Source organism: Bacillus sp. IT-79MI2, assembly GCF_949768135.1.
In the GTDB taxonomy this organism is placed as follows: Bacteria; Bacillota; Bacilli; order Bacillales; family Bacillaceae_G; genus Bacillus_A; species Bacillus_A pseudomycoides.
The window spans coordinates 66,279-86,379 of record NZ_CATKPV010000062.1; the positions used below are offsets into that span (position 1 = coordinate 66,279).

The 20,101-nt window shown below is 33.6% G+C and carries 17 protein-coding genes; 10 read left to right on the forward strand and 7 right to left on the reverse strand.

The window, feature by feature from the left end; all coding sequences use genetic code 11:
- The first annotated feature begins 109 nt into the window (after window positions 1–109).
- A complete protein-coding gene (locus ACM6HU_RS14015; RefSeq protein ID WP_088094015.1) occupies window positions 110–985 on the forward strand; it encodes a TetR/AcrR family transcriptional regulator in 876 nt (291 codons plus the stop codon).
- Window positions 986–1,231: 246 nt separating this feature from the next.
- On the opposite strand, the gene ACM6HU_RS14020 is transcribed toward ACM6HU_RS14015, so the two are convergent.
- Together ACM6HU_RS14020 and ACM6HU_RS14025 are read right to left on the reverse strand one after the other, a co-directional pair.
- Entirely contained in the window at window positions 1,232–2,209 is a 978-nt protein-coding gene (locus tag ACM6HU_RS14020; RefSeq protein ID WP_016112784.1) for a glycosyltransferase family 2 protein, read from the reverse strand.
- A 43-nt stretch (window positions 2,210–2,252) separates the two neighbouring features.
- Complete coding sequence (locus ACM6HU_RS14025; protein ID WP_414848227.1) at window positions 2,253–2,633, reverse strand: GtrA family protein; 381 nt, start codon at window positions 2,631–2,633, stop codon at window positions 2,253–2,255.
- A gap of 578 nt (window positions 2,634–3,211) precedes the next feature.
- Here ACM6HU_RS14025 and ACM6HU_RS14030 point away from each other — a divergent pair.
- Entirely contained in the window at window positions 3,212–4,687 is a 1,476-nt protein-coding gene (locus tag ACM6HU_RS14030) for a glycosyltransferase family 39 protein (RefSeq protein ID WP_016112782.1), read from the forward strand.
- A gap of 169 nt (window positions 4,688–4,856) precedes the next feature.
- Here ACM6HU_RS14030 and ACM6HU_RS14035 read toward each other — a convergent pair whose 3' ends face one another.
- Window positions 4,857–6,449, reverse strand: a complete 1,593-nt coding sequence (locus ACM6HU_RS14035; RefSeq protein WP_139350024.1) for an ABC-F family ATP-binding cassette domain-containing protein — start codon at window positions 6,447–6,449, stop codon at window positions 4,857–4,859.
- Window positions 6,450–6,578: 129 nt separating this feature from the next.
- On the opposite strand from ACM6HU_RS14035, the gene ACM6HU_RS14040 reads away from it, so the two are divergent.
- Complete coding sequence (locus ACM6HU_RS14040; RefSeq protein ID WP_016112780.1) at window positions 6,579–7,151, forward strand: TetR/AcrR family transcriptional regulator; 573 nt, start codon at window positions 6,579–6,581, stop codon at window positions 7,149–7,151.
- A gap of 54 nt (window positions 7,152–7,205) precedes the next feature.
- Window positions 7,206–8,141 (forward strand): SDR family NAD(P)-dependent oxidoreductase, encoded by a 936-nt coding sequence (locus ACM6HU_RS14045; RefSeq protein WP_088094013.1) that lies wholly within the window; start codon window positions 7,206–7,208, stop codon window positions 8,139–8,141.
- Window positions 8,142–8,196: 55 nt separating this feature from the next.
- Here the strand turns inward: ACM6HU_RS14045 and ACM6HU_RS14050 are convergent, their stop codons facing one another.
- From ACM6HU_RS14050 to ACM6HU_RS14060, 3 genes are all read right to left on the reverse strand, one after another.
- Window positions 8,197–9,018: a glycosyltransferase family 2 protein gene (locus ACM6HU_RS14050; protein ID WP_088094012.1), complete on the reverse strand. Its 822-nt coding sequence runs from the start codon at window positions 9,016–9,018 to the stop codon at window positions 8,197–8,199.
- A 74-nt stretch (window positions 9,019–9,092) separates the two neighbouring features.
- Window positions 9,093–10,547 (reverse strand): oligosaccharide flippase family protein, encoded by a 1,455-nt coding sequence (locus tag ACM6HU_RS14055; protein WP_414848228.1) that lies wholly within the window; start codon window positions 10,545–10,547, stop codon window positions 9,093–9,095.
- 488 nt (window positions 10,548–11,035) lie between these two features.
- Window positions 11,036–11,548: an acyl-CoA thioesterase gene (locus ACM6HU_RS14060; protein WP_003209287.1), complete on the reverse strand. Its 513-nt coding sequence runs from the start codon at window positions 11,546–11,548 to the stop codon at window positions 11,036–11,038.
- Between the two features lie 461 nt (window positions 11,549–12,009).
- On the opposite strand from ACM6HU_RS14060, the gene ACM6HU_RS14065 reads away from it, so the two are divergent.
- Window positions 12,010–13,326 (forward strand): glycosyltransferase family 39 protein, encoded by a 1,317-nt coding sequence (locus tag ACM6HU_RS14065; RefSeq protein ID WP_088094010.1) that lies wholly within the window; start codon window positions 12,010–12,012, stop codon window positions 13,324–13,326.
- A gap of 163 nt (window positions 13,327–13,489) precedes the next feature.
- On the opposite strand, the gene ACM6HU_RS14070 is transcribed toward ACM6HU_RS14065, so the two are convergent.
- Window positions 13,490–14,122, reverse strand: coding sequence for a trimeric intracellular cation channel family protein (locus ACM6HU_RS14070; protein WP_003202516.1), 633 nt, complete (start codon window positions 14,120–14,122; stop codon window positions 13,490–13,492).
- Window positions 14,123–14,411: 289 nt separating this feature from the next.
- Here ACM6HU_RS14070 and ACM6HU_RS14075 point away from each other — a divergent pair, with 289 nt between their 5' ends.
- The 5 genes from ACM6HU_RS14075 to ACM6HU_RS14095 all read left to right on the forward strand — a co-directional run bounded on the left by ACM6HU_RS14075 (window position 14,412) and on the right by ACM6HU_RS14095 (window position 20,009).
- A complete protein-coding gene (locus ACM6HU_RS14075; RefSeq protein ID WP_077294275.1) occupies window positions 14,412–15,806 on the forward strand; it encodes an O-antigen ligase family protein in 1,395 nt (464 codons plus the stop codon).
- A gap of 86 nt (window positions 15,807–15,892) precedes the next feature.
- On the forward strand, window positions 15,893–16,996 hold the full coding sequence (locus ACM6HU_RS14080; RefSeq protein ID WP_077294272.1) for a glycosyltransferase family 4 protein: 1,104 nt from the start codon (window positions 15,893–15,895) through the stop codon (window positions 16,994–16,996).
- 14 nt (window positions 16,997–17,010) lie between these two features.
- On the forward strand, window positions 17,011–17,751 hold the full coding sequence (locus ACM6HU_RS14085) for a WecB/TagA/CpsF family glycosyltransferase (protein WP_414848229.1): 741 nt from the start codon (window positions 17,011–17,013) through the stop codon (window positions 17,749–17,751).
- 185 nt (window positions 17,752–17,936) lie between these two features.
- Window positions 17,937–19,136: an MFS transporter gene (locus tag ACM6HU_RS14090; RefSeq protein WP_016112772.1), complete on the forward strand. Its 1,200-nt coding sequence runs from the start codon at window positions 17,937–17,939 to the stop codon at window positions 19,134–19,136.
- Window positions 19,137–19,292: 156 nt separating this feature from the next.
- The gene (locus tag ACM6HU_RS14095; RefSeq protein ID WP_016112771.1) at window positions 19,293–20,009 is read left to right on the forward strand and encodes a LytR/AlgR family response regulator transcription factor; all 717 of its coding nucleotides are present in this window, start codon (window positions 19,293–19,295) and stop codon (window positions 20,007–20,009) included.
- Window positions 20,010–20,101: the final 92 nt, after the last annotated feature.

A 20,101-nucleotide genomic window follows, 5' to 3' on the forward strand; every position in this document is an offset into this window, starting at 1 on the left:
GTCTAATACATAATATAACTGACTGAGTGGTCACTCGTCAATGAAAAGGGATGGTATAATAAAAGTAAGTTAAAATGTTATGATGCGAGATTGAATTAGGAGAGAAGATATGAAAGAAAAAGAACGTTTAATTATAGAAATGGCAATGAAGTTATTTGCAACTAAAGGTGTGAACGCAACGTCGGTACAAGAGATTGTAACAGCATGCGGTATATCAAAAGGAGCATTTTATCTATATTTTAAATCGAAAGATGAATTGTTATTAGCAACACTCCGATATTATTATGACAAAATCCATAAAAAGATGCTGGCTATTGATGGAGAATCATTGCTGCCACGTGAAAAGTTTGAAAAACAACTACATTGTCAATTTAACGATGTACAAAAACATAAGGAATTCATTATTATGCACGCGAGAGAAAATGCAATTCCTTTTAATAAAGAAGTAGAAGCATTTATGATGAGAATGAAGCTCGAGTCACATGCATTTTATCGAAATAGTTTATTATCAATTTATGGTGGACAGGTTACTCCATATCTTTTAGATCTTGTTATTATGGTAGAAGGGATATGCAGGGGTTATTTAGAGTTAATTATTTTAAATGTAGCTGAAATAGATTTATTTCATGTTTCATCATTTATTTTAAAGAGGATGGATGATCTTGTAGCAGGTCTTGTACAATCTAAGGATACGCCTGTTTTACATGAAGAAAAGCTGGGACAATTCTTTTGTAGTTCAGAGCTTATTAAAGAGCAGGCAAAAGAGCACTTTTTACAGGAAATTGTTACGTTCAAACGTACATTAGCAGATCAATTAGAAAATGATGAGTTATTAGTGACTTTAGATGTTCTTGAAGCTGAAATGAGGTTGCTAAATCCAAGAATTCCTGTTATTCAGGGAATGTTAGCAAATTTAAATGCCTATCCTGATTTGAAGGATTTTAAATTACGGCTTAAAGGGTATTATAATATAAAAGGGTTTTAAGTTTGTGGTTATCGTAAAGAGTTGATATGAGAAAAAGTCGTTTTTTTATATAAAGTAAAACTTTAGTCAGTGAGGGCTTCATCCCCACTGATTATTAGCCTTCACCAATTGGGCTTTTACGGGCAGTTTATCTCCCGCCTAACTTCTTTGCTTTTACTGAATTTTGACGTGGAAGTATTACTGTCCACGAATAGCGAGATAAAAAAGGTATCGTTATATTTTACAACGATACCTTTTTGTTTCTATTTATAATGAACTTACTGTTTCTCTTTTAGGCTCAGAAGTATCTTTCTGATCGACATTTATTGTTTCTTTCACAATATAAATTGGACGGTTTTTACTTTCATCATAAATACGAGCAATATATTGACCAACGATTCCAAGGCCAAGTAATTGAATTCCACTGAAGAAGGTAATGGCAACCATAATAGATGCCCAACCTGTTTGGATATCTTTTCCGATTAATTTTACAATAACAGAGTATAGTAGAACTGCAATGGAGATGAAAACAGACATTATACCTAAAGTCATGACGATTCTTAACGGCTTTGTGGAGAATGCAATAATACCATCTGATGCAAATTTAATCATTTTCTTTAGTGGGTATTTTGTTTCACCAGCAAAACGTTCATCTCTTTCATATTCAACATATGTTTGGCTAAATCCAACCCAAGACATCATCCCGCGAATGAAACGATTTCGCTCTGTCATTTGTTTGAAAACATCGGCTACTTTCCGATCGATAATTCGAAAATCACCTGTATCCTTTGGAATATCGATATCAGACATATAGTTTAAGAAGCGATAAAAATATTTAGCTGTTAAAAGTTTAAACCAAGTTTCACCCTTACGTTGCTTTCTTTTTGCATAAACAACTTCATAGCCTTCTTGCCATTTTGCTATAAGTTCAGGAATGACTTCTGGCGGATCTTGTAAGTCTGCATCTATAATTACGATAGCATCTCCACTTGCGCAATCAATACCTGCTGTTACAGCTGTTTGGTGACCGAAATTACGTGCGAAATTAACGACTTTAGCACGATAATCGTTTGCAGCAATTTCTTTTAAAATTTCCATTGTTCGATCTGTACTTCCATCATTTACAAATACAAATTCATAATTGATATTATTTTGAATCATGACAGATTTTAAACGATTATAGCATTCCTGTGCTACTTCTTCTTCGAAATACATAGGAACTACAATTGAAACGAGTTTGTCCATGTTTCTGTCCTCCATAGTTTCAATAAATTTTAATAGATTCTAATTAGTAGGAGTTTTCGCTTTGATTAAACGTCCAAATTTTATTAAGGAAAAAGTTTATCATCATACCAATACCGATCGCAAAAATTTGTGCAATAAATTCATTATATAAAAGTTTGTCTACCAATATAAACAAGCTAAATGTATTAAAAGCTAATACGATTAGATTTACAATCAGAAATTTTAAAAAAATTGATAGATTTTTACCGTTAGATCGAAACACCCAATTTTTATTCCAATAATAGCTATTTGCAACGCCAATTAAATAAGAAATAATATTTGCAATAAGGTAATTAATTCCAAATTTAACTAAGATTATATAGCTAATAATTGTAATCAGTGTATTAAAGATTCCTACTAAACCGAACTTTAAGAATTTCTCCATAATAGTATCCTCATCTTTATAAAATATATAAATAAAATAGATTGTACTGGAATGTTATTCGTACATAACAACTAACAACTAACAATTATAGCATAGTTGTTAGTAACATGTTACATATTTTGGGTAGATTAATTTTTTTACTACGAATAGCATTTTTTATTTTAATCCCAATATTTAGAAATGATAATGTTTTAATTGCAAAATTTCTTGAAGGAAAAAAGTTAGGCGAGATGAAGGGGAGAATGGGGAATTTCTCCTAGAAATATAATTCTTATTGTTTACAATTTTGATATAAGGGAATAAAAATTTCCTTTCATATAACTTTGATTAGTCTAATCGTTGGTACCAAATCGAATATGGCAATCCCAGTGTTATTAATGTATAGTAATTTGTAGTGGAATCCAATGATTGGGATATATGAGAGTTGTTTTAATGAGGAAAATAATACTCGGGAATTTTTGGGTTATTCCGTGTTTTATAAAGTAATGTAGACCAGTATTTAGGAACGTTTTTGTGAACAATATAAAGATGCTCTTGTAATATTCTTGTATAAATATAATTTAAAAGGAGTGAAATTGTTGAACGCATTTTTAAAAGGGTTATCAACTTTTTCGGCACGAACCGTATACATTATTTACGGGTTTTTTGCTTCAGTATTAATTATTAATTACTTCTCTGATACGCAAAAACACAATTATGTATTATTGGTAGTTAGTTTTTTATTCTTGTGTTTGATTGGGACTTTTATACTTAGAAAAGGTTCAATGTATCTTGAAAAATTAAACGAAACAAAATGTTTTTTGGTATTATTAATTGCTTGTTTGGCAGTTAAATTAACTTGGATTTTCTTATATAAAATTGAGCCACTCGTAGATTATGCAACTTTTTATTATACTGCAGAATCACTCAGCAAAAATTTTGTTATTAGTAGCAGGTATGTAGCGCTTTTTCCACATATTTTTGGATATGCATCATTCTTAAGTATTTTCTTTAAAATATTTGGAGTAAGTTATATGATTCCACCTATTGTTAATGTAGTATTGTCGACGATATCAATGGGATTAATATATTTTATATGTAGAAAAATTGGCGGTGTTAAAACAGCAATAACTGCAAGTATTTTATGGATTCTTTTGCCTTCACAAACTATTTATAATATGTTTGCAATTTCTGAACCGCTGTATTGTACAATACTGCTGTTAATTTGGGCGATCATGATTATTGTTTATGAGAAGCTCCCCAATATGGGTGTTAAAAAATTGCTCCTTTATTCAGTTTTATTAGCTGCATTACTTACGTTAATGAATATGGTACGTCCAATTGCAGCGGTGCCTATCATAGCTTTAGCTATATGGCTTTTTATAATAGATACAGGGCATATGGGTAATAAAAAAATATTTTTAAATAAGGTGACATATATAGGCGTTATCATATTGGGATATTTTGTTTTTTCTTCAGCAGCAAATCATTATATAACATTGCGTTTGGGAGAAGAGATAGCATCAACACCTGGATACAATTTTTATGTAGGATTTAACACGGAAAGTTCAGGAACATGGAATGCGGCAGACTCTGAATTGCTTTTACATTACAATGATAGACCAGGATGGACTGCGAATGAGGTTCAAAAACAAATGTTAGAAGAAGCAAAGAAGAGAATACAAAGTGGTAGTATAGATTTTCCAAAGCTATTTTTTGATAAGTTTATCATTTTTTTAGGTGAAGATAGTCAAGCTGTTGGATATGCACAATCAGTAATAGATCATAATGTACGATACGCTGTAATGTCTAATGTTTTTTATTATTTTTTAATTGCAACCTCATTGATAGGTGTTTTGAAAGCATTTAAAAATAGAAATAAATCTTCAGTTTTCATTATTTGTCTTTACACGATAGGGTTAACATTAGCACAAATGTTGGTAGAAGTAGCGCCAAGATATCATTATTCTGCTACAATGCCTATGGTTATTTTAGCTGCTTATGGTATTAGTCAAATTTATAATAAGAAAAATGATATCGATCCTATTAACAGGATGAATTATAAAATAAGATAGAAAGATATCATATCCTTAGAAGTATTATTAATAAAAAAGCTATATAGTTGTTCTTTTGGTAGTACTTATATGTTTAGTATGGAAGAATAAGCTAAGAAAACAAGCAGCTGTTTAGAACAGCTGCTTGTTTTTTATCTCGCATTAACGGAAGGATTTTTATTATAGATAATTAAGCGTTTTGCCCAGCCCATTCTTCTACATTCCAAACTTTCGTTATCCAATCCTCATAGAAATCTGGTTCGTGACATACAAGAAGGATTGTTCCTTTATATGCTTTTAAAGCTTTTTTTAATTCTTCTTTAGCTGAAACATCAAGGTGATTTGTTGGTTCATCAAACAGGATCCAGTTGCTTTCTTCACCCATTAATTTACATAGACGGACTTTCGCTTGCTCTCCACCGCTTAATTGGCTTAATGGACGAGAGATATGCTCGTTTTTTAAACCACATCGTGCTAACATTGCCCGAACTTGATGCTGATCTAGACTTGGGAATGTATTCCATACATCATCGATAGGTGTTAAATTCTCAGCTTTTACCTCTTGTTCGAAGTATGCAGGTTCTAAGAAGTCACCAAGGCTTGTTTTCCCGCTTAATGGTTTAATTTTACCCAGGATTGTTTTTAATAATGTTGATTTACCAACACCATTACATCCAACAATCGCGATTTTTTCTCCACGCTCAATTGTCATCGTTAATTTTGGTAATAATGCATGTGTGTATCCAATTTCTACATCTTCACCTTCAAAGACAAAGCGACTGCTTGCGCGACATTCTTTGAAAGAGAATTCCGGTTTAATTGCTGTTTCTGGGCGATCAATACGCTCCATGCGATCTAGTTGTTTTTGACGGCTCTTCGCACGGCCTGTCGTAGAATAACGAGCTTTGTTTTTTGCGATAAAATCTTCTTGTTTTTTAATGAATTCTTGCTGCTTTTGATAAGCGTTTAAATGTTGATTTTTATTGATTTCAGCTAGCTCTAGGAATTTTTCATATGTCGCTGTGTAACGCGTCATTTTTGAGAATTCTAGATGGAAAATAACATCAACACATTTGTTCATAAATTCCGTATCATGGGAAATTAAAAGGAACGCATGTGGATATTCTTTTAGGTAATTTGTTAACCATTGAATATGTTCAACATCTAAATAGTTGGTCGGCTCATCAAGTAATAGTACCTCTGGTTGTTCAAGTAATAGCTTTGCAAGTAATACTTTTGTACGCTGCCCACCACTTAATGCAGAAACATCACGGTCTAATCCAATTGCATCAATTCCAAGACCACGTGCAGCTTCTTCGATTTTAATATCTAATAAATAGAAACCACCTGCTTCAAGCGCATCTTGAATCTCTGCCATTTGATCAAGAAGTTCTTCTAATTCTTCCGGCGTAGCTGTTCCCATTTTCTCAGTAACGATATTGAGTTCTTTTTCTTTCTCAAATAAAGGTAAGAACGCATCTGTTAATACGTCACGAATCGTTCTGCCCGGTGTTAATATTGTATGTTGGTCTAAATATCCGTAATGTGTACCAGGTGTCCATTCTACGCGTCCTTCATCATGGATAAGTTGTCCAGTAATAATATTCATAAATGTTGATTTACCAACGCCGTTTGCACCAACTAAACCAACATGTTCTCCTGCTAATAAACGCATTGATACGTCTTTAAATAGTGTACGATCACCAAATGTATGACCTAAATTTTCAACTGTTAATAAGCTCATAATGTCCTCCGTCCATTTCAAAATAGTATCTTGAATCATGATACTAAATTCTTGGATATAATGCTATCCTTTCAAAATGTATATTTTTTCAAAAATAGGGTTGCTTATTTTTATAAAAGGAATATACTGTAATTGAACGGTGGTTAATTAAATTGTGAGGTATGAGAAATGTCGCCAAGAAGAGCAGTTAAACAAGAATTAACGAGAGAAATGATTATGAATGCAGCGAGGGATTTATTTATAAAACAGGGTTATCAACATACTTCAATGCGTAAAATTGCATCAGAATTAGGATATAGTCATGGTTCAATTTATTATCATTTTAAAAATAAAGCAGAACTGTTTTATGCGATGGTAGAGCAGGATTTTCAGTTATTAAATCAAAAGTTAGATGAAGTCACTGCTCAAAATTTAGGGCAGAAAGAGCAATTAAAAGCAGTTTTATTCGGATTTATTGAATTCGGTTTACGAAATCAAAGTCATTATGAAATCATGTTCTTAATTAAAGATGATGAATTAAAAGAATGTTTAGCAGATGGACCAAATGTTAGTTATGAAAAGTTTGCTTCTGTTATATCTTCCTTATGTAAAGGGAATATAAATGTAATGACAATATGGTCTGTTTTCTTATCATTACATGGATTTGTTGCACATTATTGTAGAAGTAATCAAACGTTTGAAGATGTGCAAGATTTAGCTGCTGCACATGTGAATTTTATTGCGAAATCGCTTCTTATGTAAGTGATTTTCTTTTTACAATTAATTGAACAGCGGTTAATTAAAAGGGGGATTAAGATGAAAAAGGCGTTAGTATTGGGAGCATCTGGAGCAATGGGATATGCAATTACAAAGGAATTGTGCGGGAGAGGGATTGATGTAATTGCTTTTGCGAGAAATAAGGAAAAGCTAGAAAAGCTGTTTTACGATGAGGAAAGAATACAAATAATAGCGGGAAATGTATTTAAGAAAGCAGATATAATGGAAGCTGCTAAAGATGTAGATGTGATCTTTCATGCTGTAAATATTCCGTATACGGATTGGGAGATAAAACAGCCAGAGTTACTAAAAAATATATTAGAAGCGACGAAACATCACGGTGCTAAATTAGCGATGGTAGATAATATTTATGCGTATGGAAGACAAGGACGAGGGAAGGTAACGGAAGAGGTTGTAAAGAATCCACATACAAAGAAGGGGAAAATTCGTTTGCAGCTTGAATTGATGGCGAAACAGGCTGGTGTACCGGTACTTACTGCTCATTTCCCAGATTTTTATGGGCCAAATGCAGAAAGTACGCTTGTTCATCATACGTTACAAGGTGTTCTTGCAAATAAAACATCTAGCTTTGTCGGGGATAAGAAGCTTGCTAGGGAATATATTTTTACGCCGGATGGAGCTAAGGCGATTGTTGAATTAGCATTACGTGATAGTGCATACGGGCAAAACTGGAACATACCAGGAGTGGGTGTAATTACAGGGGAAGAGATGATCGGGCATATAAGAGAATTAACCGGATATAAGAAGCCTATAATGACTGTGAAAAAACGTATGATTGGAATGCTTGGCTTATTTGATAAACAAATGAAAGAGTTTGTAGAAATGTTGTATTTGACAGAAGAACCGGTTGTATTGAGTGGAGAAAAGTATGAGAGTTGTATTGGTAAAGTGCCAAAGACATCTTACCGTGAGGGACTAAAGGAGACTATTTTGTTTTTGGAGGGGAGAAATTAGATAAAAAAGAAGAGCAAACTGTTCTAATATTGAACGATTGCTCTTCTTTTTTCTTCTATTTAAAATAACCTCGAACGATTCCTTTTAAACGATTTGCATGGAATTTGCGTTTATCATTCGAAATATTTTGCGTCATACGGAATGTAGCGGCTGCAACCGCACGTAAAAAGTATGGGAAGCCATAATGTAAACGAATTACTCTTCCGAAACCACCGGCATAGGAAATGGCTCTTTTTAATGATTGCTCATTAATGACTTCCTCTTTTACTGGATGGTATACGAATAGGTCTTTTTTAAATAGTCCTGTATATCCATTTTTCATACCGCGTAGTACGAAGTCAGTTTCTTCACCAGCTCCGTAAATTGTTCCTGATCCAACACCTAAGTCTTCATCAAATGTACCAACATCTTGCACAAATTGTTTCGTAAAGAATAGTGTGAAAGACGGTCCCATGAATCCATATTTATCATTTAAAATAATATCTGTTTCTGGTGCATGTACTAATGAGCCTGTTCCTTCAACATTTGTAGTATTTGTTGATATAAATTGAATATCCTTATCCTTATTAAATGTTTCTAGGGTGCTTTCCAACACGTTTGTTTCATAAATACAGTCATCATCCGGAAATGCGATAATATCACCATCAGCTACTTTTAATCCTGCATTACGGGCACGGGATAATCCTTTAATAGGCGTATAAATATAGTTGATGGAAAATTTTTTTTTATAATCTTCAAAGAGATCAGAAATTGGTGTATCGTTTTGGTCAACTACAATGAGCTCAAAGTTTTTATAAGTTTGTTTTTCTAATGAGTTTAGTAAATCAAGAATGTCATCACGTCTGCCGCAAGTGGCCATGATTAAAGAAAATTTCAATTGTAACAGCTCCTTCAAGAGGGTTCATTTGTTCATATACAGAAAAGAGTTTGTATTTCTTACGTCATTTTACATTAAGCTCTTTTAAATCTTGCTTTTATTTTGTCTAACAGCATAAAGAGAATTTCATCTTTCGCTATGAATAGGATAAGTGCATAAGCTAATCCACATGCTAACATTGTGACGATAACTTGTAGAATTTGTCCGGAAATTATCGTATTCACTAAGAATGCTATTGGTAAAAATGTTAGTGAATAAAACAGGTATTTTAGCTTTTGCATATCGAATAATGTGTAATTTACTTTTAATTTCTTTTTTATATAAATATATTCCAATACAATCAATGCACAGTTAGCAATCGTTGTTGTAATAATTGCTGTTGTTGGTGTAAGTACACGGAAGAATACAAGTGCAAAATTTAATACAAGGTTTATAAAACCGCAAATGAATAAAAAGCGCACTAAAATACTTTCTTTCTTTTTCACATAAATAATTTGGTTTGATAAAATAGATTCAATTCCTACTGAAATCATATAAAATGCGAAAACCATTAATGTGTCACCAGCTCCAGCAAATTGCCTTCCGCCATAAATAATAACGGCCCCATGAGCGATAAGCATTAAACCAATAGCGGCTGGGAACAACGTAATGAAATATACTTTTGAAATTTTGTTTAGTAATGATTCATATTCTCCATCATTTGCGTTTCCTGATAAATAAGAAAGCCTTGGAATTGTAACTTGTACAACACTTGACATAAGTGTGTTAATAATAGTCATAATCTGGAAGGCCATTGCATAGAAAGCGACCGTAGCTTCTCCTTTATTTTGTAATAAGAAGAGGCGATCTAATTGTGTATATAACATATTGGCGTTTGAAAAGATAACGACTAATACTAAAGGTTTTAAATGTGGAACAATTGTTAAATTAGAAAAATCAAATTTGACTTGACGCTTCACATATACAAAGCTAATAATGTGGTTTAAAAATGTTGATAAAGCTAATAAGCCAGCGAATTTTTTATAGTCATCCACTCCGTGAATTAGAGCGAAAAGAAGCACAACATAAGTAAGTCGGACGATAACTGTTTTCTTCGTAATGAAATCATAATTTTCATGTGCCTCGTTAAACCATTCTACGTAAAACAAATTTGAAATAAAATTGAATCCGAAAATGAGCAGTACAGGAAATAAATTCTGATCACCATATCCAAGGTAGCTAAAGAGTACGAATGTCACTAGAGCCAGGATACTGGTTGTAAAGTTAATCACATATAGACTTGTGAACAATTGTGAAACTTTTTTCTTATCATTTTTTACTAAGCTGATTTCACGTAATCCATATTGATATACACCAAATACAGCAAAAATGAAAAAATAATTAAAAATGGTTTCAGCGGAGCTAACGGTTCCTATTGAAGTAGCCCCGAGTGTTCGGTATGCGTAAGGGCCTACTAAAATTGGAAGAATGATATTAAAGGTATTGAGCAATATTTTATAGAAAATATTTGATACAAGTGACTTTTGCATAATTTCACCTTTCCGTACAAATGAAAGTCAAATAAAGTACCTTTCATGTGAATCATATTAGTTATTGGAATAGATTCCTTAATGAATCAATTATTATTACTTGTAGTTAATAACTACGGGTATAAGTTTACCTCACATAAACTTTGTAAAGCAACTATTGGTTGATAGGTCAGATAGAATAAAGACTTCAGGTGAAATATGAGATTTGTTCTATTTGTATTTAGGCTAGTGGACGATTATATAGTAAGTATAGTGGTATTATGAAATCTCTGTAACGGTGAATACAAAGGAACATAGAGAGGGGATGCAAGTAAAAGGTACGGAATAGATCTCTTTGAAATTCATGTGGTAACAAGAGTGAAATTAGACAGAATGCAATGCTAATTATATTAGAAAAGGAAGATTATTCTTATGTAAATAAAAAAGCTGCCCTAAAGTATCTACTCAGTTACTTTGAGGCAGTCTCCTTAATTGATGGATGTTTTAATTTATACACTCCAAGGTTTGCTCAGTGTTAATACATCAGCCATTTCTTTACTTTTTGAACGATTTTCTTTTTTGCTTTGTGCACGTTCTTTTCCAGTTTTGTATAACCAATGTTCTTCTTCTGTTTCTGGTAACACTTGAGGTACAGAAGAAGGCTTGCCATCTTTTAATGCTACGAATGTAATGAAGCAAGTAGCAGCAATGCGGCGTTCCCCTTCTAATAAATTTTCTGCAACGACTTTCACAAATACTTCCATAGAAGATTTTCCAGTATAGCAAACGAATGCCTCGTAGCAAACGGAATCCGTTTGATGGATTGGAGTTAAAAAGTCAACGGAATCAATGGAGGCCGTTACGCAATGTTTCCTACTATGTCTTGCTGCTGCAATAGATGCGATGCTGTCAATTTCCGCTAATAATTTTCCGCCAAATAATGTTTGATGATTGTTTAAATCATTTGGGAAAACACGCGTTGTTTTAATTGCTTTTGATTCTCTCATAAATTTTTTGTCCATATAATCTACTCCTATTTCTGTTTCCTATATAAAAAAGATGGGTATTTTCTATCGAATATTATTTGTTATTTAGACGATTGAGATCCGATAAAAAGTTTACTTCATTAAAATAGAATAATATTGTATTTCCATGCGTGTAACTGAAAGAAAATTTAATTTGTATAGATTGTAGTGTAAAAGAGGTTTCGCTTACATTGCAAGCGAAAAAGTGAATGTTATATTTTTCTATATAAAGTGAAACTTTAATCAGTAGTTTTTTTCATCCCTCATTGATTATTAGCACTAACCAATCAGTACTTTTACGGGCAGTTCATCTCCTAGTTAATTCTGCTCCTTCTGTTTGAATTTCGTGGTGAGAGTATTACTTGCTCGCAAATAGCGGGATAAATTTTCTAACCGTCATGTGTCCATTCATGATAGAATCGTTGTGTTATGAATGGAAATAGAGGTGCAATATACATATGAATAACATACAAACAGGGTTTTCATCTTTTTTTAGTAAAATAATTATTGGAACTATGCTTGCCTTTTTTGTTTATTCTTGCTGGAACGCCTTCGAGGGAAGTAAGCAATTTTTGGGAGGAAGCGCCACAAGTTTAACGATTGTGCTATCAATTTTCGTGATACTCCTTTTACTTCTTGCTTCTATTTTGCAATATCGATTTACGGATAAACAGTTTCTCATTTTTCTAATGAGTATGACAGTGCTTGTTAGGCTTGGAGCAGTTCTCTTTTTTGATGCTCCAGTTATAGGTGATATGAGAGCTATGTATGAGACTGCAAAACAAGTTGCGCTAGGAAGCAGTAATGTAACTGTTGTTAGTCAATTACCTTTCATTATATATGAGTCAGTATTGATTCGTGTGTTTGGCGATGCTACATTTGTTTTGCAATTTTTTAATGTTTTGTATTGCGCAGGAACAGCGTTTTTCATTTATCGAATTGCTGCAAGTTTATTTCAAGAAGAATGTGGCCGAATTGCTGCAGTGTTTTACTCGCTATATTTGCCAAATATTCTTTCATGTTCATTATTAACAGGGGAATTATTCTCTATATTTTTATTTTACTTTGCGAGTTATATATTACTACATAAAGGATTGAGCCATTCTTACATGTGGGCATGTGCCGCGATACTATTTGCTCTTAGTAATATGATGTATCCAGTAGGCATATTTATACTTATTTTAGTAATTGTGTATGTCTTGCTAGTGGAAATATTCCAAAATGCAGATAAACAAAATGTATTGTTAAAATTGATAGGGGTTTTAGTCGTATTTTATGTTACTCATTTTGCTGTGAATTATGGGATTCAAGCAATGGGAATAAAACAGTATGCCATTTCTAACGATGCGTATGTGCAATCGGTTTTAATCGGAGAAGAGCGTAATAAACAAGAAACCGTTCAAGCACAAAGTATGAAAGAGCGCTTGAGTCAAAAGTTAAAAGAGTTAGAAACAGAGCGATTAGCTGTGGTTAAGCCAAGTATAGATCAGGTATCATCAGAGGGAATGAATGGGATATTGCTAAAAGGTGAAAAACTCATCTTTATAGCTGTAACTCTATTTATGTCAATTGCGCTTTTACATTTCCTTATTCAGAAACAAAAGAGCGAAGGCTATATGTTGTTACTGTTACTTATAACAGGATATATTGGAATGAAGCTTTTTAATGCAGATATTGTGTACGATGGTTTAACGATACCAAGTCTTTTCATTTTACAAAGTTTAGGTGTATATATGTTGTCATTCTATTGTCAAAAGCTATTTTTCAAAAAATAAAGTGAAGTCTTGCGTAGCAGGAAGGTTTGATCCTATATTTTTAGGGGAATCTTGAAGTGTGTGATAAGAAAAAACTCACCGTTTTTTAAACGGTGAGTTTTTTCTTATATTTAGGCAATAAGGAGTAACTATTATAAATAAAGAGAATTCGATTTGAATTCTCTTAATGACTTTTATTAGCTTTTGCATGAGCCTTAAAGAAGACTGGAAAATGCACATTGTATATAACAGTGACTACACGTATGATGAATGTTACTAGTAAACAGATATAAAAGGCTAATACGTGTGCACCCATTTCATACGTAATTAGGAAACTAATTGCACCTAGAATAGAAGCAATTGCATAGATTTCTTTACGGAATACATAGGGAATATCTTGAGCGCAAATATCGCGCATAATCCCTCCACCAATACCTGTAATAACACCCATCGAAACAACTAAAAATGAAGCATCAACGTGATGCGACATTGCAGCGTTTGCGCCAATAGCAGTAAAAACGCCTAAACCGACAGCATCTGAAAGCATGATTACAACTTGAAGTTTATTAATGCGTTCAAAAAACATACAAGTAAAGAGAGCTGCTAATACACTGACCAAAAAGTAAATCGGTTGTACAAATGCAACGGGAGGTAGGTTACCAATCATAATATCACGAATAATTCCGCCACCGAGTGCAGTAGCTACAGCTAAACAAAGGACACCAAATAAATCTAGATCTTTCTTTAAACCAACTAATGTACCAGAAATGGCAGCGGCGACAATGCCAAGAAACGTAAATATTTCGATTAATAACATAGCTCTAATCCCTTCCTCTTAAAGATGTTCCAGAGCAAAATATACACTAAAGTTTTAGAAATAACAATTACTTTTCGTTACATGTAGAAAAAAAGAAAAAATGGGGAAAGAAAGCGTTTGAAGATACGAGATATGTGACATACGAGAAGGGGATTTATTATCTTTTATCTGCATAAATAGGAAGTGGTTAACTAAAAAATTATGTTATAATAAATATTTGAGACGAGTTAGAGGCTTATTGTAAATTGTATAAAGTGAGATAAGGTAATGATAGTTATGGGGGTTCGAGATGTTAGGAAATAATAATTTAAGTAATAAATTTGGGAATTTTTTATTGATTTTCATTATGTTACAGCCGGTTTTAGACTTACTCACGTCATTTTGCATCATGGTTTTAAAGATTGATACGACAATTGGAATTATTACGCGTCTATTTGTAATGGTTCTTGGTGGAATCTATATTTTATTTCAGGCAAGAGAAAAAGAAAATCGTAAATATATCATATACTTAATAGTAGTTGGAATTGTTCTTGCTGCAGGTTTAGTAAATAATAAATTGGTCAAAAGCCCTATCATGTTGGGAGAAGAAATTAAATTTATAGCAAAAGCATTATATCCATTTATTATGCTTACCTGTTACATTTTTGTGTTTAAATCATTACGTGAAAAAGCAAATGCATATTCAAAAATGCGTAACTATATTGTATATTCAACATTAATCATAAATAGTATCATGGTTATTTCGATTGCGACAGGAACTGATTATAATAGCTACGATTGGGTGAAACTTGGTTCACGTGGTTGGTTCTATGCAGGAAATGAATTAGGGGCCATTTTAGCAGTTGTATGCCCAATCGTCGTTCTATATTCAATTGAAAAAACAACAAGCATAGCAAAAAGTTATTTTTGGATTCCTTCTATTTTAATTATCTTCTCATTATTTGCTGTTGGTACGAAGGTGGGAGTTGGAGCCATTTTTGGCACAATGGTTGTTGCTGTTTTCATGTGCTTTGTTCAGGCATTTTTACAGCGTAAAGATAGAAATAAGAAGTCATATTTACTGAATGGCATCCTTGCGACTGTTGTTTTTGCTGGAGCACTAGCATATACACCGTTTTCGCCATTCTTAAAAAATATGGGATTTCACGTCCAAATTCTTGATGAGAAAAAAGAAGTGAAAAAGGCAGAAGAAAAGAAGGAAGAAAAAACGCACCATAAACCGCCTGTAACACAAGAGGAAAAAGCAAAAGAAAAAGAAATAGAGAAAAAAGAGGAAACACAAGCAATAATCTTCAGTGGACGTGAGATATTTGAGAAAATGTATAAAGATTACTATGCAGAAGCTCCAACATCTCAAAAATTATTCGGTATGGGATATGCTGGAAATTTCAAAGAGAAACCGAAGCTAATTGAAAGGGACTTTCATGATTGGTTCTATACATTTGGGATTGTCGGTTTCATCCTACTTTTAATCCCATTTTTATACTTCGGTGTGAAAATTCTTCTCGTACTAGTAACTAGGTTTAAAGAGGTATTTACAGTAAGATACGGGTTATTAGCAACCGCACTAGGATTAAGTATGGGTATTGCATTTATAGCGGGACATGTATTTACAGCGCCTGGAGTAAGTATTTATTTTGCTGTGATTTTTGCATATTTAATCGTTGATTTAGAAATTGAATGATAGAAAAATAAAAGCTAGCGTCACGTTAGCTTTTATTTTTTGTTATAGTAAACTATAAGAGAACATAAAGATGGAGGAAGAAAGAGATGAAAGTGTTGCATATGAATGCTGGAGCAGAAGAAGGTGGCGGGAAAACTCACATTATTTCACTTTTGTCGCAATTTCCAAAAGCTGAAGTTGAACTAGTTGTGTTTGAAGAAGGTGCAATTGCTAGAGAAGCAAGAGAGCTCGGAATTAAAGTGCACGTTTGTTCTCAATCATCTCGTTATGACATATCGATTCTTTCTAAAATACGTACGTTTATTAACGAAGGACACTTTGATATTGTACATACACATGGTGCGCGCGCGAACTTTTATCTTTCTCTTCTAAAAAGGAAGATACGTGCAAAATGGGTAACAACAGTTCATAGTGATCCAACTCTTGATTTTATGCAGCGTGGTTTGAAAGGTTGGATCTTTACAAAGTTAAATTTATATTCATATAAGAAAGTTGATTTGTTTTTTGCAATTACAGAACGTTTTAAGCAAAATACTGTAGCACTCGGTGTGCCAGCAGATAAAATTTGTACCATTTATAACGGGATTGAGTATGATGACATTCCAGCGAAACCTTATAACTTAAAAGATGAATTAGGTATACAAGAAGGAGTATTTACAGCGATTCAAGTAGCCCGCCTTCACCCTGTAAAGGGGCATAATATTTTATTCGATGCCTTGCAAAAAATAACAATTCCTAATATGAAAGTATTGTTAGTTGGCGATGGCCCGATTAAAGAAGAGTTGAAAGAAGCAGTAAGGCAGAAAGGGTTAGAAGATAAAGTATTATTTTTAGGTCATCGTTCGGATGTAAAAGAATTATATGCATCCGCCGATATTAATTTATTAACTTCTTATAGTGAAAGCTTTCCGCTTGTGTTATTAGAAGCTGCAAATCAACGTTTAACGTCTATTGCAACGAATGTTGGTGATATGGAACAGTTGATTGTCGATCCTACATACGGATGGATTGTGCCAATTGGTGATGCACATGCATTAGCAAGTGCATTAGAGGAAGGATATAAGAAGTGGGAGAATGGTGAATTAGCAGTGATGGGTGAACGTTTGTATGAGCATGCTTCTTCTCATTTCTCATTACGAAATCTATATGAAGATACTCATAAAGCATATAAAAAACTTTTATTGAAATAGAGAGGATTATAATTATGGCAGTACAAACAGTTGATATTTTAGGTGTCCCTTTTTCTACGATGACAATGGAAGAGACAATTCGATATATCATGAAGCAGCTAGAATCAGAACAAACTCATACATTTCAAGTTGTAACAGCGAATCCGGAAATCGTAATGTGTGCCAAAAAAGACTCAAGTTTTCATCAAACCCTTTTAGAAACAGATTTGATTACACCGGATGGTATTGGTGTTGTAAAGGCAAGTGGCATGCTAGGGACACCATTAAAAGAGCGCGTAGCAGGTTTTGATTTAATGAGTGATTTATTTGGGGCGTTATCGAAAGAGAATAAATCTGTATCTGTTTTTTTACTGGGAGCGAAACCACATGTTGTGAAGGGTGCTGCTGATCATTTAACAAAAACTTATTCAGCTGTATCTATTGTTGGTACGCAGGATGGGTATTTTGAACAAGAAGAGGAAGAGGGCATCATTGCTCGCATTCAAGAAGTAAAACCGGATATTTTACTTGTAGCTCTTGGATTCCCAAGACAAGAAAACTTTATTCAAAATAATAAGCATCGCTTACAAACAAAAGTGGCTGTTGGTGTAGGTGGCAGTCTGGACGTTTGGGCAGGAGAAGTAAAACGTGCACCAAAATGGATTCAAGCAATTCATCTAGAATGGTTTTACCGTCTATGTAGCAATCCGACGCGTTGGCGTCGTCAGCTTGTATTAGCTGAATTTCTAAAAGAAGTGATGCGTTCGAAAAAGTAGCGAAATATCGCTACTTTTTTTATTTGTGAAAGCTAAAAATGTAGTATTCTCCACTAATGGAAGCTCTATTTTATGGGAAGATTAAAAGGAAGCTTTTAAGTGAAAATAGGGATAAAAGTATTTTACTTATACAATATACACATGTAAAATGAAGTGTAAAGACACCTGTGTAAGGAGGACTTCTAGTGGGGGATATAAAAGAAATTTCAAAGCGCAAGCTTCTTGGAATAGCGGGGCTTGGTTGGTTATTTGATGCAATGGATGTTGGCATGCTTTCATTTGTCATCGTTGCGCTGCAAAAAGAATGGGGATTAAGTAGTCAGGAGATGGGATGGATCGGAAGTATCAATTCTATTGGTATGGCGGTGGGAGCACTTTTATTTGGCATATTAGCAGATAAGTTGGGGCGCAAGTCTGTTTTTATTATGACATTATTATTATTTTCTATCGGTAGTGGTTTAACGGCATTAACAACAACATTAGCTATGTTTCTTATATTGCGTTTTTTAATCGGTATGGGGCTTGGTGGAGAATTACCAGTAGCTTCGACACTTGTATCTGAAAGTGTTGAGGCTCATGAACGCGGGAGAATTGTTGTATTACTAGAAAGCTTTTGGGCGGTTGGCTGGTTAATTGCAGCTCTAATTTCTTATTTTGTAATTCCAAAGTATGGCTGGCAAGTAGCGATGGTATTAAGCGCGATTCCAGCTCTTTATGCACTATATTTACGATGGAATCTACCAGATTCGCCGCAATTTGAAAAAGTTGAGAACAAACAATCTGTTATTACAAATATAAAGGCGGTTTGGTCTGGAGAATATCGAAAAGCGACGATTATGTTATGGATCTTATGGTTCTGTGTTGTCTTTTCTTATTATGGCATGTTTCTTTGGTTACCAAGTGTAATGGTACTAAAAGGATTTAGTCTAATAAAAAGTTTCCAGTACGTATTAATTATGACATTGGCACAGCTTCCCGGATACTTTACTGCTGCATGGTTTATTGAGCGCCTCGGCCGTAAATTTGTGTTAGTTACTTACTTAATTGGCACAGCATGCAGTGCGTACGTCTTTGGAGTAGCTGAATCGCTTACAACATTGGTGATAGCAGGAATGTTACTGTCCTTCTTTAATTTAGGAGCATGGGGTGCGTTATATGCATATACACCTGAGCAGTATCCGACAGTAATTCGCGGTACTGGAGCAGGTATGGCTGCAGCATTTGGCCGTATTGGTGGTATTCTCGGTCCATTGCTAGTAGGTTATCTTGTTGCTTCACAAGCGTCTCTTTCATTGATCTTTACAATTTTTTGCGGTTCCATTTTAATTGGAGTGCTTGCAGTAGTTGTGCTAGGGCAAGAAACGAAGCAGCAAGAGTTGGTATAACGAAAGAAGGGAGCCCAAGCGGCTTCCTTTTTTGTTGTTTTTAAGGGAAGTGATGGTATAGTAAATAGAAAATAGGGCTAGAAAAAGGGATTGTTTCTTACTAAGGCGAATGTATACAACAAGACATATGGACAAAAGAATTAGGTGGTTGGGCAGATGAAAATTTTACTTATCATGGAAGATGCAGAACATCGAAATCGATTCATTGAGATATTTACAGAAAATATGCGAAATGTAGAGTGCTTTGAAGCGGGAACAGGAATGGAATCTTTACAAGTAGCTAAAAAGCATATTCCTGATTTCGTTTTTTTAGATACAGAGTTAAAAGATGGTACAGGGTTTGAACTCTCTAGTTTATTACAACAATTAAATTGCGATACAAAGTTTATTTTTATCGGTGAGGATATAGAAGAGGCGATAACAGCTTTTCGCTTCCAAGCGTTTTATTATTTACTACGACCATTTCGTGAAGAAGATTTACAATTTCTCGTATATAGAATGGAACAAGACAAAGGAAAGAAAATAAAAAGCCATTTGCGAAAACTTCCGATTGAAAGTCATGAAGGGATTACGTATATTTTTCCAGAGGATATTGTATATGTAAGTAAGAATAAGGAGAATAAAACGGTTTCAATTTATACAGCGAATAATCAGTATATTTCAACATATACACTTCAAGAATTGGAAAATAAATTAACAGCATATGATTTTTTACGTGTTCATAAAAGTTATTTAATAAATGTTATGCATGTTCAGGCATTAAAGCCTTATTATAATGGAACGTATAACCTTTATTTAGATAGGTATGATGAGAAACCGATTCCTGTTAGTCGAAACTATGTAAAACGACTTCGAAATAAAATTGAACTATGACAAGTTGTAAGTGAATTTCAACATGTTAACATAAGAATCCTTCATGATAAGGAGGATTCAAATTAAATATTCAGAAAATTTAGTACAATCTC

What these genes read in the sequence shown, in the direction of transcription:
- ACM6HU_RS14045 (WP_088094013.1), top strand. Translation starts at nt 7,206, where the DNA reads ATGAAAAAGGCGTTAGTATTGGGAGCATCTGGAGCAATGGGATATGCA.
- ACM6HU_RS14040 (WP_016112780.1), top strand. Translation starts at nt 6,579, where the DNA reads ATGTCGCCAAGAAGAGCAGTTAAACAAGAATTAACGAGAGAAATGATT.
- ACM6HU_RS14075 (WP_077294275.1), top strand. Translation starts at nt 14,412, where the DNA reads ATGTTAGGAAATAATAATTTAAGTAATAAATTTGGGAATTTTTTATTG.
- ACM6HU_RS14025 (WP_414848227.1), bottom strand. Translation starts at nt 2,633, where the DNA reads ATGGAGAAATTCTTAAAGTTCGGTTTAGTAGGAATCTTTAATACACTG.
- ACM6HU_RS14095 (WP_016112771.1), top strand. Translation starts at nt 19,293, where the DNA reads ATGAAAATTTTACTTATCATGGAAGATGCAGAACATCGAAATCGATTC.
- ACM6HU_RS14060 (WP_003209287.1), bottom strand. Translation starts at nt 11,548, where the DNA reads ATGGACAAAAAATTTATGAGAGAATCAAAAGCAATTAAAACAACGCGT.
- ACM6HU_RS14080 (WP_077294272.1), top strand. Translation starts at nt 15,893, where the DNA reads ATGAAAGTGTTGCATATGAATGCTGGAGCAGAAGAAGGTGGCGGGAAA.
- ACM6HU_RS14015 (WP_088094015.1), top strand. Translation starts at nt 110, where the DNA reads ATGAAAGAAAAAGAACGTTTAATTATAGAAATGGCAATGAAGTTATTT.
- ACM6HU_RS14085 (WP_414848229.1), top strand. Translation starts at nt 17,011, where the DNA reads ATGGCAGTACAAACAGTTGATATTTTAGGTGTCCCTTTTTCTACGATG.
- ACM6HU_RS14035 (WP_139350024.1), bottom strand. Translation starts at nt 6,449, where the DNA reads ATGATTCAAGATACTATTTTGAAATGGACGGAGGACATTATGAGCTTA.
- ACM6HU_RS14065 (WP_088094010.1), top strand. Translation starts at nt 12,010, where the DNA reads ATGAATAACATACAAACAGGGTTTTCATCTTTTTTTAGTAAAATAATT.
- ACM6HU_RS14020 (WP_016112784.1), bottom strand. Translation starts at nt 2,209, where the DNA reads ATGGACAAACTCGTTTCAATTGTAGTTCCTATGTATTTCGAAGAAGAA.
- ACM6HU_RS14070 (WP_003202516.1), bottom strand. Translation starts at nt 14,122, where the DNA reads ATGTTATTAATCGAAATATTTACGTTTCTTGGCATTGTCGCCGCTGCC.
- ACM6HU_RS14055 (WP_414848228.1), bottom strand. Translation starts at nt 10,547, where the DNA reads ATGCAAAAGTCACTTGTATCAAATATTTTCTATAAAATATTGCTCAAT.